At 65.8% G+C, this 16,106-nt stretch carries 13 protein-coding genes; 6 read left to right on the plus strand and 7 right to left on the minus strand.

What is annotated here, in order from left to right; translation table 11 throughout:
- The first annotated feature begins 81 nt into the window (after positions 1 to 81).
- The 3 genes from AC6CHP_RS09240 (at position 82) to AC6CHP_RS09250 (ending at position 2,103) form a co-directional block, all read left to right on the plus strand.
- Positions 82 to 951: an FAD-dependent oxidoreductase gene (locus AC6CHP_RS09240; RefSeq protein ID WP_498229373.1), complete on the plus strand. Its 870-nt coding sequence runs from the start codon at positions 82 to 84 to the stop codon at positions 949 to 951.
- Between the two features lie 112 nt (positions 952 to 1,063).
- Positions 1,064 to 1,789 carry a deoxyribose-phosphate aldolase gene (gene deoC / locus AC6CHP_RS09245; protein ID WP_188730249.1) on the plus strand — a complete coding sequence of 242 codons (726 nt, stop codon included), beginning with the start codon at positions 1,064 to 1,066 and terminating at the stop codon, positions 1,787 to 1,789.
- A gap of 50 nt (positions 1,790 to 1,839) precedes the next feature.
- Positions 1,840 to 2,103 (plus strand): hypothetical protein, encoded by a 264-nt coding sequence (locus AC6CHP_RS09250; RefSeq protein ID WP_188730251.1) that lies wholly within the window; start codon positions 1,840 to 1,842, stop codon positions 2,101 to 2,103.
- A gap of 127 nt (positions 2,104 to 2,230) precedes the next feature.
- Here AC6CHP_RS09250 and AC6CHP_RS09255 read toward each other — a convergent pair whose 3' ends face one another.
- A complete protein-coding gene (locus AC6CHP_RS09255; protein WP_188730253.1) occupies positions 2,231 to 3,046 on the minus strand; it encodes a metal-dependent hydrolase in 816 nt (271 codons plus the stop codon).
- A 4-nt stretch (positions 3,047 to 3,050) separates the two neighbouring features.
- A complete protein-coding gene (gene mfd, locus AC6CHP_RS09260) occupies positions 3,051 to 6,731 on the minus strand; it encodes a transcription-repair coupling factor (RefSeq protein WP_498229376.1) in 3,681 nt (1,226 codons plus the stop codon).
- Positions 6,732 to 7,000: 269 nt separating this feature from the next.
- Between mfd and AC6CHP_RS09265 the strand changes: the two genes are divergently transcribed.
- The 3 genes from AC6CHP_RS09265 to AC6CHP_RS09275 are packed head-to-tail and all read left to right on the plus strand — an operon-like array spanning position 7,001 to position 9,275.
- Positions 7,001 to 8,509 carry an SDR family oxidoreductase gene (locus tag AC6CHP_RS09265; RefSeq protein ID WP_377195068.1) on the plus strand — a complete coding sequence of 503 codons (1,509 nt, stop codon included), beginning with the start codon at positions 7,001 to 7,003 and terminating at the stop codon, positions 8,507 to 8,509.
- A 43-nt stretch (positions 8,510 to 8,552) separates the two neighbouring features.
- Positions 8,553 to 9,050 (plus strand): DUF2505 domain-containing protein, encoded by a 498-nt coding sequence (locus AC6CHP_RS09270; RefSeq protein WP_498229379.1) that lies wholly within the window; start codon positions 8,553 to 8,555, stop codon positions 9,048 to 9,050.
- A gap of 3 nt (positions 9,051 to 9,053) precedes the next feature.
- Positions 9,054 to 9,275 carry an SCO4848 family membrane protein gene (locus tag AC6CHP_RS09275; RefSeq protein ID WP_188730261.1) on the plus strand — a complete coding sequence of 74 codons (222 nt, stop codon included), beginning with the start codon at positions 9,054 to 9,056 and terminating at the stop codon, positions 9,273 to 9,275.
- Positions 9,276 to 9,732: 457 nt separating this feature from the next.
- On the opposite strand, the gene AC6CHP_RS09280 is transcribed toward AC6CHP_RS09275, so the two are convergent.
- The 5 genes from AC6CHP_RS09280 to AC6CHP_RS09300 all read right to left on the minus strand — a co-directional run bounded on the left by AC6CHP_RS09280 (position 9,733) and on the right by AC6CHP_RS09300 (position 16,106).
- On the minus strand, positions 9,733 to 10,587 hold the full coding sequence (locus AC6CHP_RS09280) for an IS3 family transposase (protein WP_498229381.1): 855 nt from the start codon (positions 10,585 to 10,587) through the stop codon (positions 9,733 to 9,735).
- Positions 10,584 to 10,907 carry a helix-turn-helix domain-containing protein gene (locus AC6CHP_RS09285; protein WP_498229383.1) on the minus strand — a complete coding sequence of 108 codons (324 nt, stop codon included), beginning with the start codon at positions 10,905 to 10,907 and terminating at the stop codon, positions 10,584 to 10,586. Before AC6CHP_RS09285 ends, AC6CHP_RS09280 begins: the two co-directional genes overlap by 4 nt.
- Before the next feature lie 282 nt (positions 10,908 to 11,189).
- Complete coding sequence (gene sufU / locus AC6CHP_RS09290) at positions 11,190 to 11,639, minus strand: Fe-S cluster assembly sulfur transfer protein SufU (RefSeq protein WP_498229385.1); 450 nt, start codon at positions 11,637 to 11,639, stop codon at positions 11,190 to 11,192.
- A 23-nt stretch (positions 11,640 to 11,662) separates the two neighbouring features.
- Entirely contained in the window at positions 11,663 to 12,988 is a 1,326-nt protein-coding gene (locus tag AC6CHP_RS09295; RefSeq protein ID WP_498229387.1) for a SufS family cysteine desulfurase, read from the minus strand.
- Positions 12,989 to 13,460: 472 nt separating this feature from the next.
- The gene (locus AC6CHP_RS09300; RefSeq protein ID WP_498229389.1) at positions 13,461 to 16,106 is read right to left on the minus strand and encodes a helix-turn-helix transcriptional regulator; all 2,646 of its coding nucleotides are present in this window, start codon (positions 16,104 to 16,106) and stop codon (positions 13,461 to 13,463) included.

Below are 16,106 nucleotides of genomic sequence, written 5' to 3' on the forward strand. Positions count from 1 at the left end.
ACGCCGGAAAAGGCACGGGCCTACGCTGGGTTCCATCACGAAGTTCCGGCCGTTTCCGGCCGCCAGCGAAAGGGCCAGCACATGTCCGCTCCGGCACCCTCCCCATCCACCTCCGCCGCCACCCGCATAGTCATCGCGGGGGCCGGTCCTGCCGCCCAGGCGCTTGTCAGCCAGCTGGACCGGGCCCGTTTCACCGGCACCATCACCGTGCTGAGCAATCGGGACGACACCCCGGAGGAACTGCTGGAGCTGGCGCTGCTGCCGCAGGTCTCGGTCCGGTTCGGCCAGCCGGCAAGCCACATCGACGCCGTCAACCGCACCGTGGCTACCGCGGACGGCATGGAATTCGCCTACGACCAACTGGTCATCGCCACCGGATCGGCACCCGTGGCCAGCCCGGTGGAAGGGGCGGACGCGTGCCTGAGCTACTCCACCATTGACGATGCCGCCCGGATCGGGGAGGCCGTCAGCGAGGTAGCCAGGAAGCTGGGCCGCCGCCCCCTGGGCATCTTGGTGGGCAACGGCACGGCGGCCGGCCAGGCTGAGGCCGTGCTCCGCGCCCAGGGGGTCCGCCCGATCCGCACCACGGCCCGCCCGGCCGCCGTCGTTCCCGGTACGTCCGCGTCCGGCCTGGCTGCGTCCGCGGTGATCTTCGAGGACGGCAGCAGCATGAACGGGGACCTGGTGGTCCTGGCGGAGGAGCGGGTCTCACGGGACGGACTGGCCGCCTCCGCCGGCCTGCGGACCGCCCCCAGCGGAGGGATTGTCATCACCCAGGACTTCCGGACGTCGGTCCCCGGCATCTGGGCCCTCGGTGATGCCGCAGCGTTCGACGGCGTCCGGCTGGGCCTGCTGGTTGCTGCGGCTTCCGCTGCGGGCGCCTGCGCCACCCAGCTGCTGACCGCGGCCTCGGCTGACTCGGGCGCCGTCCCGCTGCAGGCCGCGGCCTGACCGGAGGCCGCCCGTCCTCAGGCAGGCGCAGATCCGGGCTGTGGCAAGATGGTTCCGAAACGAGTCATGGGCGTTACAACGCCCGGCCCACAGGCCCCTGGAGAGGACCATCATGAGCAACGAAGCCACCCCTTCCGTTCAGACCACAGCCACCGGCGCCGCAGGTTCCGGCAGCATAGCGTCCTACATCGACCACACGCTGCTGAAGCCTGAGGCTGGGGAAACCGACGTCCTCCAGGTGTGCGCGGAAGCGGCGGAATACGGTTTCAAGTCCGTCTGCGTCAACCCCATCTGGGTCAAGACCGTCAAGACCGCGCTGAGGGGCACCGGCGTCCTCACGTGTTCGGTGGTGGGGTTCCCCCTCGGTGCCACACCGACCGACGTCAAGACCTTCGAAGCCCGCGGCGCGGTGCTGGACGGGGCCGATGAAGTGGACATGGTCATCAACATCGCCGCTGCCCGGGCCGGGGACAAGGGCGCGCTCATCGAGGACATCTCCTCCGTGGCTGAGGCAGTGCACGCCAGCGGTGCGATCCTGAAGGTCATTATCGAAACCGCGCTGCTCACCGACAGCCAGAAGGTCACGGCCTGCGAGGCAGCCGTGGAGGCCGGAGCGGACTTCGTGAAGACCTCCACCGGGTTCAACGGCGGGGGTGCAACAGCGGAGGACATCGCCCTGATGCGCGCCACGGTGGGGCCCGGCCTGGGCGTCAAGGCCTCCGGCGGGGTACGGTCCCTTGCTGATGCGCAGGCTATGATTGCAGCAGGTGCAACACGTATTGGTGCCAGCTCCGGAATTGCCATTGTCAAGGGTGAACAGGGTTCATCGTCGTACTGACGGCACCGGAAGCCGCCACAGATTGAGCCCCGCGGGGCCGAGGAGGAACTATGTCCAGCAAGATCACGGCGTCCAGCCAGGGCTCATCTGCCCAGGAAGGGACCATCCAGACCCCGCAGAACGAGAACAAGCTCGGCACGAGCATCCTCCTTTTTGTGGTCATGATCGCGCTGTTCCTGGGATCCGTGTACTCCCTCTCCTTCCTGACGCTGGACAACCCCTGGCCCATGGCAGTGTGCCTTGGGCTGTTTGCCCTGGCCTTCTGGATTCCGCAGAGCATCCTGGGACGCTCGGACTCCGCCGGCGAACACTAAGCCCAACCACGTAGCGCCAAGTGTCGTTATGAAGCGCCAAAACGACACTTAGTGCTACCAAGTTGGGATAATGAAACGCAAAGAACCCTTGGACTTGAACGGTCCAAGGGTTCTTTGTGTTTCAGCTTCAGAACCAGATGCGCCCCCACGCCACCGCGGCATCGGCCGCGCGGCCCCAGTGAGCGTTGGCCAAGGACCAGGCGGCTGCGCTCAGGCCCACCATGGCGTAGGCGCTCACCGGGATCAGGACAAGCCACTCGCGTTTTGATCCGGCCCGTCCCAGCAGCGGGAGGGACAGCGCACCGTTGGGCCGCCACACCTGGCGCAGCAGCGGCACCCGGCGCAGGGGTTTGGGCGGCCTGACCACCAGGGGCCACAACAAAGGAACACCGCCGGTGGTGACCAGGTCCCCCACGATATGGACCACAACGCCCGTCAGCATGGATACCGGAAGCCAGGTCCACTGGTCCGGCGCGAACCAGGTGACCAGCCCCGCCATGGTCAGCGCGAAGATCCAGTTGCTGATGAACCCCGCCTTCGGGAACAGCTTCAAGGCCTTGGCCGCAATGTTGATCATGAACATGCACAGCAGCCCGGCGCCCACGGACAGCAGGCCCCAGTCCGTCTGCAACTGGACCTGCCCCGCCAGCGTGGCCAGCAGGACAAAGAAAGCCGCCCCAAGGACGGAGTGCGTCCCCTGGCGGTGCCCGCCGCTGGCATTTTCAATCCCGACGGCAATCACGTTGGACAGCGGCGGCAGGGAATTCGCTACTGTGCTGTGCCGGTGGTCCCAGTCGCACACCAGGGCTGTTCCCGCCGTCGCCATTCCGCCGATCAAAATCCCGGTGGCATCCAGCGGGTACCAGCCCAGCGTGTAGGGGCCTGTCGAGGCAATAGCCACCCACGCCGCGGCTCCCGACGCGGCGTGGTGTCCTCCCATCATGCGGCTATCCGCTGACTGCCGGGGCGGCGAGCGGCGCGTCGGAGAAGATGTTGCGGATGACCCCGTTGGCCCATTCCAGGATTTCGGCATCCTGCAGGTCACGCCCGCCGATCCTTGCCGTCTTCGGCTTGGGAACCAGCACGGCATCGAGAGCCGGCTTGGACTGGGACCCCGGATACATCCGGTTCAGCCGCATGACCTTGGATTCCGGAAGAGTGGCCGGCGAGAACTTGATGAAGTTGCCCTGCAGGGCAACATCGGACAGGCCGGCCTCACGGGCGCCCACGCGGAAGCGGGCCACGGACACAAGGTTCTGGGCCGGAAGCGGCGGCTCTCCGTACCGGTCCACCAGTTCCGCCAGGACCTCGTCGATGGCCTCGTTGGTGAGCGCAGCCGCGAGCTTGCGGTACGCCTCCAGGCGCAGCCGCTCCCCCGGCACGTAGTCGTGCGGAAGGTGGGCGTTCACCGGCAGTTCGATCTTCATTTCTGCCGCCTTTTCCTCGGCCTCGCCGCGGAAGTCCGCCACGGCCTCGCCCACAAGGCGGATGTACAGATCGAATCCGACACCTTGGATGTGGCCGGACTGCTCACCGCCCAGCAGGTTGCCGGCACCACGGATCTCCAGGTCCTTCATGGCCAGCTGCATTCCCGCGCCGAGCTCGTTGTGCGTGGCCACGGCCTTGAGCCGCTCCAGGGCCACCTCGCCCAGCGGCTTCTCCGACGGGTAGAGGAAGTAGGCGTAGGCGCGTTCCCGGCCGCGGCCCACGCGGCCGCGGAGCTGGTGCAGCTGGGATAGTCCGTACTTGTCCGCACCGTCCACGATCAAGGTGTTGGCGTTGGAGATGTCCAGCCCCGTTTCGATGATGGTGGTGCACACCAGGACGTCAAAGCGCTTCTCCCAGAAGTCCACGATGATCTGTTCCAGGCGGCTTTCGGACATCTTGCCGTGCGCCACCTCGACCCGGGCCTCGGGCACCAGCTCGCGGATCTTGGCGGCCGTCCGTTCTATGGTGGACACCCGGTTGTGGACGAAGAACACCTGGCCTTCGCGCATCAGCTCGCGGCGGATGGCGGCGGAGGTCTGCTTGTCTGTGTAGGGGCCCACGTATGTCAGGACCGGGTGCCGTTCCTCCGGCGGCGTGGCCAGGGTGGAGGTTTCCCGGATGCCGGTGAGGGACATCTCCAGCGTGCGCGGGATGGGGGTTGCGCTCATGGCGAGCACGTCCACGTTGGTGCGCATCTTCTTGAGCGCTTCCTTGTGCTCCACGCCGAACCGCTGTTCCTCGTCCACGATCACCAGGCCAAGGTCCTTGAACTCGAAATCCTTCGACAGGAGCCGGTGCGTGCCGATCACCACGTCCACGGTGCCGTTCTTGACGCCCTCCGCCGTTTCCTTGGCCTCCTTGGACGCCTGGAAACGGGACAGCGGCTTCACGCGCAGGGGGAAGCCGGAGAACCGTTCGGTGAATGTTTCGTAGTGCTGCTGGGCCAGCAACGTGGTGGGCACCAGCACGGCCACCTGCTTGCCGTCCTGGACTGCCTTGAACGCGGCCCGCACGGCGATCTCCGTCTTGCCGTAGCCCACGTCACCGGAGACCAGCCGGTCCATGGGGATCTCACGCTCCATGTCCGCCTTGACCTCGTTGATGGTGGTCAGCTGGTCCGGCGTCTCCACGTAGGGGAAGGCTTCCTCGAGTTCCCGCTGCCAGGGGGTGTCCGGGCCGAACGCGTGCCCGCGGGACGCCATCCGGGCAGAGTACAGCCGGATGAGCTCCCCGGCGATCTCCTTGACGGCCTTGCGCGCCTTGGACTTGGTGCTGGCCCAGTCCGCGCCGCCCATCTTGCTCAGGACGGGGGTGTCGCCGCCCACGTAGCGGGTCACTTGGTCCAGCTGGTCCGTGGGAACGAACAGCCTGTCCCCCGGCGCGCCGCGCTTGGACGGGGCGTACTCCAGCACCAGGTACTCGCGCACCCCGACTGTATCCTTCGAGCCGCCGACGGTGATCTTGCGTTGGATCAGTTCCACGAACTTGCCTATGCCGTGCTGCTCATGGACCACGTGGTCGCCCGCCACGAGCTGCAGCGGGTCCACGGCATTGCGGCGTTTGGAGGGCATGCGGCGCATGTCCTTGGTGGATCCGGCGGAGGTACGGCCCAACAGGTCGGCTTCGGTGAGCAGGCCCAGTTTGAGCCCGTCCAGGACAAAACCGCGTCCGACGGCGGCAGTGGTCACCTCGATGATGCCCGCCTGGGGCTCGTGGTCCAGGCTGTCCACCCTGGCGCAGGGGATGTCGTTCTCATGGAACAGCTCTGCCAGGCGCTGGGCAGGTCCGGGGCCTTCAGTGGCGACGACGATCCGCCACTGGTCCCGGACGTGGGAACCGATGAATTCCATCATCTCGGCCACATCGCCCTGGTAGCCCCGCGGTTCCCGGGCATGCAGGTTCAGGACGTCAATATCCGGGAGCAGTTCCTCGTCCTGCGCCAACGACGTGATGGACCACCATGAGACCCCGTGGTCCAGGGCGGAGCTGCGCGTTTCTGCCAGGGACCGGAAGCTCGCGGAGTGCAGTGCGGCACTGGCTTGGGAGCTCAGGTCCAAAGGTGCCGTCCCGCCGTCGGACGCCGTGGACCAGGCGGCCTCGAGGAATTCCTCATTGGTAGCGGCGAGGTCGTGGGCACGGGTGCGGACTTTCTCGGGTTCGATGACCACCGAGATGGAGCCTGCGGGCAGCTGTTCCACGAACGGGACCATGGCGTCTACCAGCACGGGTGCCAGGGATTCCATGCCCTCCACGGCGATTCCGCCGGCGATCTTCTCAAGCATGTCTGCCGCTGCCGGGAGCTGCGCCTTGAGGGTGGCTGCCCGGGACATCACGGACGGGGTGATAAGGATTTCGCGGCAGGGCGGGGCGTGCAGCTCGGTGGGGTGGTGCAGTCCGGGCGAGGACAGCGAGCGCTGGTCTGCCACGGCGAACCAGCGCATCTGGTCCACTTCGTCGCCAAAGAATTCCACGCGGATGGGGTGGTCTTCGGTGGGCGGAAAGACGTCGATGATCCCGCCGCGGACAGCAAATTCACCGCGGTGCGTCACCATGTCCACCCGGGCGTAGGCGGCGTCGGAGAGGCTCCGCACCACCTCGGTGAAGGGCCGTTCCTGGCCCACCTTCAAGGTGACCGGGACCAGCTCGCCAAGGCCCGCAACCACCGGCTGGACCACGGCGCGGACGGGAGCCACCACAATCCGGAGCGGGCCCGCCGCCGACGTTTCCGGATGCGCCAGGCGGCGAAGCACGGAGAGCCGCCGGCCGACGGTGTCCGAACGGGGCGAGAGGCGCTCGTGGGGCAGGGTCTCCCAGCTGGGAAACTCGGCCACGCAGTCCGCCGGCAGGTAGGCCCGCAGCGCCGCCGTCAGGTCCTCGGCCTCCCGCCCTGTAGCGGTGACGGCCAGGACCACACCGGACCCGCCGTCGTCGTGCCCTGCGCCGGCGGCTATGCCGTCCGCCATTTCGGCCAGAAGCACAGCCCGCAGCCCGGCGGGTGCGCTGATCTGGTAATCCTGGCCGCGGACCGCGAACCCGCGGGCAGCCTCGGCGCGGACGCGCGCGAAGGTCTGGTCCGCGGCGAGTGCGCGGCGGAGTCCGTCCAGGGACGGACCGTGAGTGGACGGGCCGGGAAGGCTCATGGCAGAAGCTCCTGTGGTGTTACGGAAAAAGCAGGCAACGCGAAAACCCGAAATTCGCTGCGAATCCCGGGTAAACCCAGCCTACCGCGCAGCTCCGACAATGCGTGCTGGTACAGGACCAGCGCGCTGGCACAGGGCTGGCGCCCTGGCGCGGGACTAGGCTGGGCAGGGACGGCCGAGTCCGGCAGTTGATGCCGGCAGCAGTCTACGAAAGCAGCCGTCCAGACCGCGGGCCGCTCCGAATGGCCTGTGGACGATAAGGAGCCACCATGACTGAAACCAGCAGCACCCCGCGTACCTCCAGGACTGTCCTGGTAACGGGAGCCACCGGCTACATCGGGGGCCGGCTTGTGCCCAAGCTCCTGGAGGCCGGCCACACGGTGAAGGTCCTGGTGCGCTCCCCGGACAAGATTGCAGGAGTGCCGTGGCGGGACCAGGTGGAGGTCGTGGAAAGCAGCCTTGACGACGGCGGGGCGCTCCGGAAGGCGCTGGACGGCGTCGACGTCTTCTACTACCTGGTGCATTCCATGGCGGCCGGGTCAGGGTTTGAAGCCAAGGAGCAGTCCATGGCGCGGACGGCTGCGGAGGCCGCTGCGGCCGCGGGAGTCGGCAGGATTGTCTACCTCGGCGGGCTGCACCCCACGGGGGTCGAACTGTCCACCCACATGCGCTCCCGCGAAGCGGTGGGGAAAGTCTTCCTTGACAGCCCGGTGGACGCCATCGTGTTCCAGGCCGGTGTGGTGATCGGCTCAGGCTCGGCGTCCTTCGAAATGATCCGCCACCTCTCCGAGACGCTGCCGCTGATGCCGGCACCCAGCTGGGTCCGCAACCGGATCGAAGCCATCGCGGTGCGGGACGTCCTGTACTACCTTGTCTCGGCGGCGTCCCTTGAGGGGCCGATCAACCGCACGTTCGACATCGGCTGCCGGCAGGTCCTCACCTATGCCGGGATGATGAAGGAATACGCGGCCGAAGCCGGGCTCCCCTACCGGGTGGTGCTGGCGCTGCCCGTCCCGGCGCCCAAGCTTGCCGGCATGTGGGTTGCCCTGACCACCCCCATCCCGTTATCCATGGCCGTACCGCTGGTCCAGTCGCTCCAGCACGATGCCGTGTCCGACGAGCACGACATCGACCAGTACATCCCGCAGCCCGAGGGAGGACTGACCACCTACCGCACCGCCGTCGCCCTGGCCCTCGGCAAGGAACGCGACGGCCAGGTGCAAACAACGTGGGCCAATGCCGGGGCTGCTTCCGATCCCCTGCCCAGCGACCCCGAGTGGGCCGGGCACAAGGTCTACATCGACGAGCGGACCTTCCACGGCGACGTAGACCCTGCCCACGTGTGGACAGTGATCGAAGGCATAGGCGGACGGAACGGCTGGTACTCCCTCCCCTTGGCATGGCAGGTGCGCGGCTGGCTGGACAAGCTGACGGGGGGCGCCGGGCTCTTGCGCGGGCGGCGGCATCCCCACACCCTGGCCACCGGGGAGGTTGTTGACTGGTGGCGTGTGGAACGGATCGACCGCGGGAAGCTGCTGCGGCTGCGGGCCGAGATGCGGGCTCCGGGGCGTGCCTGGCTGGAGCTCTCCGTGGAGCCTGACGGAGCCGGGAGCCGCTACCGCCAGCGTGCCATCTTCTTCCCCAAGGGGCTCAGCGGAAGGCTGTACTGGCTGGCCGTGCTTCCCTTCCACAGCCTGATCTTCCCGGCCATGGCACGGAACATCACCACCGCCGCCCAAAAGATCGCGGATGCGGAGCACGCAGAGCAAAGCCCGTAGGATGTGTGGAGTTAAAACCGTTCCGCACGTCCCAGGAGGACACATGGCCCTGAGCGCAACCACCACCCTTCCGCACTCCGTCGACAACGTGGCAGCTGTCCTGGTGAACGAGGATTTCCAGCGCCACGTCAGCCAGCTCGTGGGCGGCTCACTGGAGTCGTTCACCGTGGACGGAGACGTTGCCGGAGCCTTCAGCGCCACTTCCGTGCGGACCCTGCCCACCACCCGCCTCCCCGAGTTTGCCCGGAAGTTCGTGGGTGAGCACCTCAAGGTCACCCAGGTGGAAAACTGGGACGCCCCAGCTGCGGACGGCTCCCGCCAGAGCAACATCTCGCTGAAGATTGCCGGCGCACCCGTTGACGTCACCGCCGTGCAGCGGCTCGTGGCTGCCGAGGGCGGCACCCGTGTTGAGCTTGAAGGCGCAGTAAAGTCCTCGGTGCCGTTCCTTGGCGGGAAGATCGCCGACGCTGCGGAGCCGATGGTGGCCAAGGCCTTGAACCTCCAGGCCAAGCAGGCGCAGGCCTGGCTGGAAAGCCACTAACCCGTGGAACTGCCCGTTTTCGCCTCACTGGTCCTCATCATTGCGGGAGTCTGGTCCCTGGTGGTCTGGCCGCAGTTCCTGCGCCGGGTCATGAAGGATCCGCGTGCCCGGAACTCGGCCGGGAAAGCCACCAAGTTCCTTACCGTCCATGTGGTGCTGGTCAGCATCTCCATGGTGTTGGGCGCCGCCACTGCCGTCATCGGCATCATGGCGATGGCCGGCTGAGCGGGCCTGCCGGCAGTAACCGCACTGCACTCATAAAGTGCATGATGGAAGGCCCTCGTCCCGTCTGAACTGGTCCCCGAAAGTTGGACTCGTAATGTACGAGGTCCCACTCTAGTGGGGAGTGGTCGGATCTTCACGGAAAGGCTCCGTCCCTGCGGGACGGAGCCTTTTGGCTTATTTGGCTATAGCGCGACTGATAAGACGATCAAAACTGCGAAGACTCCAATCAGCGCCCATGTCTGAAGCAAGAGTCGTTTGCGGTTGGCTCGATCCACTTTCGTTGTTCGGTACAAGAGAACGAAACAAACGACCCCAACGACCAATGCGAGTACGGCCCATAACCACCACGTGTCCATGCTTGAGCCTAACGGCCAGGTCAATGCAACGGTCGGAAGACGAACCCACACGGCTACCTGGCTCCGTAAGCCTTCGAAAATGGTGGTGTTACATCACAGGCTTATGCGGCGAGGGCCTGAGCACGATACTGTACCGGGCTCAAGCCCTTGAGCTTGGTGGATATTCGTTCGGTGTTGTACCAGCGGATGTATTCGTGCAGTGCTGCCGTTAGGGCTTCCGTGCTGAGGAAGCGGACACGGTGGAAGAGTTCTTCCTTGAGGTGTCCGAAGAAGTTTTCCATCACGGCGTTGTCGTAGCAGTTGGCTTTGCGGGACATTGATTGGACCGCGCCGGCGTGCGCCAAAAGGGTGCGCCACGAGACGTGCTGGTACTGGAACCCCTGGTCCGAATGCACGAGTGGTTGCTGCCCGGGCTCCAAGCATTCCAAGGCTGCACGCAGTGAATTGTTAGTCAGATCCAGGTTCGGGGATGTGCTGATGCTGTGGGAGATAATCTGCCGGTCGAAGAGGTCCATGACAGGCGAGAGGTAGAGCTTGCGGTCTCCGACACTGAACTCTGTCACGTCAGTTACCCACTTCTGGTTGGGTGCAGTGGCGTCAAACTTCCTGTTCAGGAGGTTCGGTGCAATGGCGCCGGCTTCGCCTTGGTAGGAGTTGTAGCGCTTCCTGCGCCGGACCTTGCAGAACAGGCCGAGTGTCCGCATCAACTTCAGCACGGTCTTTTTTGCAACTGCCCAGCCGAGATTGAGCAGTTCACTGTGCACACGCCGGTGCCCGTATCGGCCATGGTTCTTCTTGAAGATGTCCCTGATGGAGGCCTTGAGCTCCTCTTGTGGGTCAGGGGCTTGAAGGCGCGCCTGGTGATAGAAAAACGTGGATCGTGCAAGGCCTGAGACCTGAAGAAGAAGCGGAAGCGGGAAGTCAGCCTTGAGGGCGATGAGGGCCTGGACCTTCACCTTTGTTTTGGAGCCCCCAAGGCTCGCAATTTTCCCAGATACGCGACCTCGGCCCGCAGGCGCTCGTTCTCCCGCCGTAGCCGTTCTAGCTCGGATACTTCGGCAGGCGGCGGGGAGCCGGGCTTCCGGGGTCTGCCCTTCGGCTTTGGGCGTAAGGCGTCCACGCCTTCACGACGGTAGGTACGCACCCACGACTTGAGTAGCACGGCTGATGATAAGCCGGCCTCTTCCGCCAGGTCCGGCGCGGTCTCGCCCGCGAGGAACCGTTGCACCAGGGCGAGCTTGAATTCGAACGTGTACGACTGAGCAGGCTTCGTCACCAGCGCACCTTGACCATGGATCCTCCACCGCCGATACAGCCTCTTAACAGGCCCACGAGACTCACGAGACATACCCAGCATGGTGGCTGTCGCCGTGTAAGCAAGGCCTTTCTCGAACCACGCTACAGCCGTTGCGCGCTGATCGGCCGACAAAGAACTACTTGAACGCAAAACTGCTCCCCGGAAGTCGAAACTGAATTTTCAGTCCAACTTTCGGGGAGCAGTTCAGTCCGGAGGAGGGCCTTTTGTTGTTCCAGGGAACCCCGAGGGGGGACTCCGGGCTCAGGCGGCCTGGTTGAGTGCGTCCTCCGCGGCAACCCAGGAAATCATGGCGCACTTGACCCGGGCCGCATAGCGGGCAACGCCTTCGAACGCCGCAGCGTCCCCCAGCAGGTCAGGATCCGCGGAGACCTTCCCGCGTGAGCGCAGGACTTCGCGGAAGCTGTCAATGGCCTGGTGCAGCTCCGCCACCGTCATGCCCTCGGCCAGTTCACTGAGCACCGATGCGGACGCCATGGAGATGGAGCAGCCCGCCCCGTCCCACGAAACCTGGGCCACTTTTCCGTCCTCGACGGCGACCCTCAGGGTGACTTCGTCCCCGCACACCGGGTTGAGCTGGTGCGACTGGCCGGTGTTCGCGCCCTCAGGCGCCACTGTTCCTGCAAGGCCGCTGCCGTGCCGGGCCTTGGAATGGTCCAGGATGATCTGCTGGTACAGCTGGTCAAGGCTCATGGTGTTACCTTTGGTCTTCCCTGCTAGGCGCGGAAATAGGCCCGCACGCCGGCGACGGCATCCAGGAACTGGTCGACGTCGTGCGTTGTGTTGTACAGGTAGGCGCTAGCCCTGGTGGTGGCCGTCAATCCCAGCCGGCGATGCAGGGGCTGGGCGCAGTGGTGGCCAACGCGCACGGCAATTCCCTTCGAGTCAAGGAACTGCCCCACGTCATGGGCATGGACACCCTCGACATCGAAGGCGGCAAGACCGATCCGTTCCTCTCCGGCGGCCGGACCCAGGACCCGGATCCCCGGGATGGACTCCAGTCCGGCAACCATGCGTTGGCCGAGCCCGGCTTCCCACTGGTGGATCCGGTCCAGGCCCGTTTCCGTCAGGTAGTTCGCCGCTGCGGCGAGCGCCACGGCCTGGGAAATCCTCTGGGTACCGGCCTCGAAGCGCTGGGGGGCGGGAAGGTATTCAGCCCGTTCCATGGTGACGGTGGTGATCATGGAGCCGCCAGTGAGGAAGGGCGGCAGGATGTCCAGCAGTTCCTGCTTCCCGTACAGCACCCCGATTCCTGTGGGGGCAAGCATCTTATGGCCGGAGAAGACAGCAAAGTCGACATCGAGTCCCTTGACGTCCAGGGGCAGGTGCGGGGCAGACTGGCACGCGTCCAGGACCACCAGCGCGCCGGCTTTCCGGGCCAGCCCGACAAGCTCCGCGACGGGGTTGATGGTCCCCAGGACATTTGAAGCATGGGTGAACGCCAGCACCCGGGTCCGGCTCCCGATGATGCCACCGGCCAGGTCCATGCGGAGTGATCCGGCGTCGTCGATGGGGATGTAGCGCAGGGTGGCGCCGGTGCGGAACGCCAGTTCCTGCCAGGGGATCAGGTTGGCGTGGTGCTCCATTTCCGTCACCACAATTTCATCGCCCGGGTTCAGGGCAAGCTCTTTGAGCCCTGCGTCACCCCGGCCCTGGGCAGCCCACAAGCCTGCATTGGACAAGGCATAGCTGATCAGGTTCAGGCCCTCGGTGGCGTTCGAGGTCCAGATGGTTTCCGCGTAGTCAGCGCCGATGAAGTCAGCAATGGTCTGCCGGGCATCCTCGAACACCTCGGTGGCCTCCACGGCGAGATGGTGAGCGCCACGGTGCACCGCAGCATTGCGCTGCTCATAGAATTCCTGCTCGGCTTCAATGACGCTCAGGGGGTTCTGGGAGGTGGCCCCGGAATCGAGGTAGACCAGCGGCCGGCCATTGACCAGCTGGTTCAGGACCGGAAAGTCATTGCGGATGCGGAGGACCTCGGCGTTATCCATGACCGGCAGGGCGCGCTCCAGCGTGGGCGGCGTTGATACTACGGCCAAGACGTACTCCTTGAGATGCCAACCATGACACTCAATTGTCCCACAGCACGGCTGTGGCGGCCGCCCGGGAAGGGCAGCCGCCACGTCCGCTCCGGGCTTCAGCCCCGCGGATTGGAGGGCCGGCGACGGCTGGGGGGAGAGTCTCGGTCTCAGAAGACTCTGACGTCGCCGGCCCCGTCTGGCCCGGTCACCGTGACCGGAAGCTTGCGAGACCTTGAACTTCTCAGGCTGGGTTCGCGGCCTGTGTACCGGCCGCTTCCTTCACCTCCTTAAGTAAAGCCTGCGGGGCCCCGACGTACACGAGTAGGCAGTACTCGAATTCCATGACCGGGTACTACCGGGACCGGGGGCTGATACCCGGTAGGCATGCTTCAAACCGTGGGCGGGCGCCACAAGCAAACACGGAAAGGGCAGGAGGACACCGGGCTGCGTCCACTTGAGCAGCATGGAGGCGTCGATGTCCGGGTGCCGGCTACTTGGGAAGTGCCGAGTCCAGCTCGTCCCGGCTGCGTACGCCCAGCTTCACGTAAGTGCGGTACAGGTGCCCCTCCACTGTCCTGACGGAGACCATCAGGCGCTGGGCGATCTCGCGGTCCGTGAGGCCCTGTACGGCGAGCTCAACGATGTCCTGTTCACGGCGGGTGAGATGGACCGCGGGTGCCGCCGCAATGAACCGGCCTTCCCGGAACCGCTCGCCGAGTTCGTGGTCACACTTCTCGCGCTGGGCGACCGCCTGCCTGGACCGCCGCCGCTCCCCTGCCTGGTCCAGTACCGTGCTGGCGCGGGCATAGGCCTCACGGGCAAGGTTGACGAAGCCGGAGTCCTCCAGCGCCGCGGCAGTTTCCATCAGGGTATCCCCGTCAGCGGCCTCCCAGTCGGCGGCCAGCTTCAGCAGTGCCGCAGCCCAGCGGCCTTCCACGGCGCGGGCCGCGTTATGCACCATGGGGATCACCGAGGCATCGCCCAGGTCCCAGCACAGCGACAGGAGCTCCAGCAAAGTGCCGGCCCGTGACGAGGCCTCCGTCGTGGTCACCAGGGTGTGCAGCGCCGCGAGGCCCTTGCCGTCGCGGGCCAGGTACTCTGAGGCGGCGGCACCGTAGGCGTCTGCCAGGAATTCATGGGCGGGGCCTCCTGCCACCGCGTCTTTGCAGTCCTGCTCCAGCCGCTTTGCCTGGGCGGTGTCGCCGAGCCGTGCGGCGACGTAGAAGCCGAGGGCCGAACCGAAGCGGAACAGCTGCAGTGGATCGCTGAGCCTGAGGGCTTCCACCGCAGGCAGCAACAGCTGGTAGGCCCGTTCCATCCGGCCTTGCCGCAGCATCGAATAGCCGCGCAGCACCTGCAGGCTGCCGTTGAACGTCCCGGTTCCGGCCGCATGTCCTGCCGCATAGTTTTCGAGTTCCCGCTCGGCGGATTCCCACTCGCCCATGGCAAGGTAGTCGATGACCAGCCGCCCCAGGACGAACTCGGAGTAGAAGAACACGTCGTCTTCCAGCGTCGGCAGCTCGGACGCGGCAAGGAGCGCGGAGTCGAGACCTTCCGAGGCCCGTCCGGCCGAGGCAAGGGCGTGCGCCAGCAGCGCCTCGCCGATGGCTTTCAAAGGCTCGCCGGCGTTTCCCGTGGAGCTGCGGTTCCTGATATCCGCCACACGGCTGCACAGCGCCTGCACATTGACGTCCGCACCGGACTGGAGCAGCTGCAACAGCTCTTCCTGCCCCGTCCGTGTTGCTTCCGGCAACACTTGGTGGCGCTCCCGCACCTCCTCCGCCAGGTCAGCCAAAGGGCGGCCAGTCGCCTGGTGGGCTGAGGTCCACAGCAGCAGGACCGAGATGCCGTGGGGGTCTTCGGCCAGCTGCAGCCAGCTGCCGTCAAGCAGTGCGGCAGCTTCTGCGTAGGTGCCCTCGTTATACAGGGCGCGCGCCTGCACGGCGTGCGCAAGGTGGACAAGCCCAGGGTCCTGCACCTTGGCAGCGATGGACCGGGCGCTGTGGTTCCGGAAGCGGGCCAGTGCCTCGCGTGCGGCGTCCAGCATGTCGGCGTCGGACACCCGCAGGCCGCATTCAAGGGACCATTCCACAAACCGCAGCCGGCCTTCCCCGCGGAGGCTTGAAGGGTCCTGGTGCTCCCGGATTTTCTCCAGAAGCTGCAGGCTTCGGGACACGGAAATGGTGTTCCTGATGGCCTTTGCGAACAGCCCGTTCCAGATGGTGAGTTCGGAGGGGACGCCGGAGTTTTCGACGACCATCTGCTGGTCCAGCAAGGAGCGGACAACTGCCGCCCCGCAAATGTCTTCGATCACTTTCCGGCCCACGGGTCCGGCTAGTGCGATGAATTTCAGGGCTTCCTGTTCCTCCGCCCGCCTCCGGAGGTGATCCTTGGTGACCACGGCCGTGAGGCGCACCCCGTCCGTTGGCAAGGAGCCCAGCAGGACCCAGATTCCGTTCCGTTTGGCCAGTACCCCGGACTCCGCGGCGTCATGCAGCAGGGCATCCAGGACGCGCGGGTTGCCTCCGGAGGCGCTCCAGACGGCGTCCACGGTGGCGTCAGGGACGGTGCCGTCCAGGACGTGGGCGAGGACTTCTTCGATCTGTTCCCGGTTCAGCGGGCGCAGGTCCACGCGTTCGGCCAGGCCGTCGTACCAGAGCTGGTCCAGCGGCTGTGGCAGGCCTGGCCGCGGCCTCGCCGCCGCCACCACGGTTGCCCAACCTGCTGAAATCAGCTCCGCCACCACGCCGGCGGAATCCTCGTCCAGGTAGTGCGCATCATCAACGATGAGCAGGACGGGCGCCCCGTTGCCTGCTTTCACTTCCTCGAAATAGCTCCACATGGACCGCAGGACGGCGACAGGAGAGACCGAATCCTCGGCGGTCAGGTCACCGGTGAATGGAGTCAGGACACCGAAAGGGACCGCAGCGAGGGCGGTACTGCCATGCATCTGCAGCACATTCATTTCCCCGGTAAGACGCTCGGAAATGGCCTCAGTGAGGGAGGATTTTCCAATGCCGGGGCCAGCCATAATAAAAACAGCCTGGCTGGCGCGGTTCCGGACAATGTTGCAGATCCGGTCCAGCGGCTCTTTCCGCCCCGTGAGGAAACGCTGCGCGGTGTTGGGCTTGTGCAC

It is taken from the genome of Pseudarthrobacter sp. GQ63, from assembly GCF_059758765.1.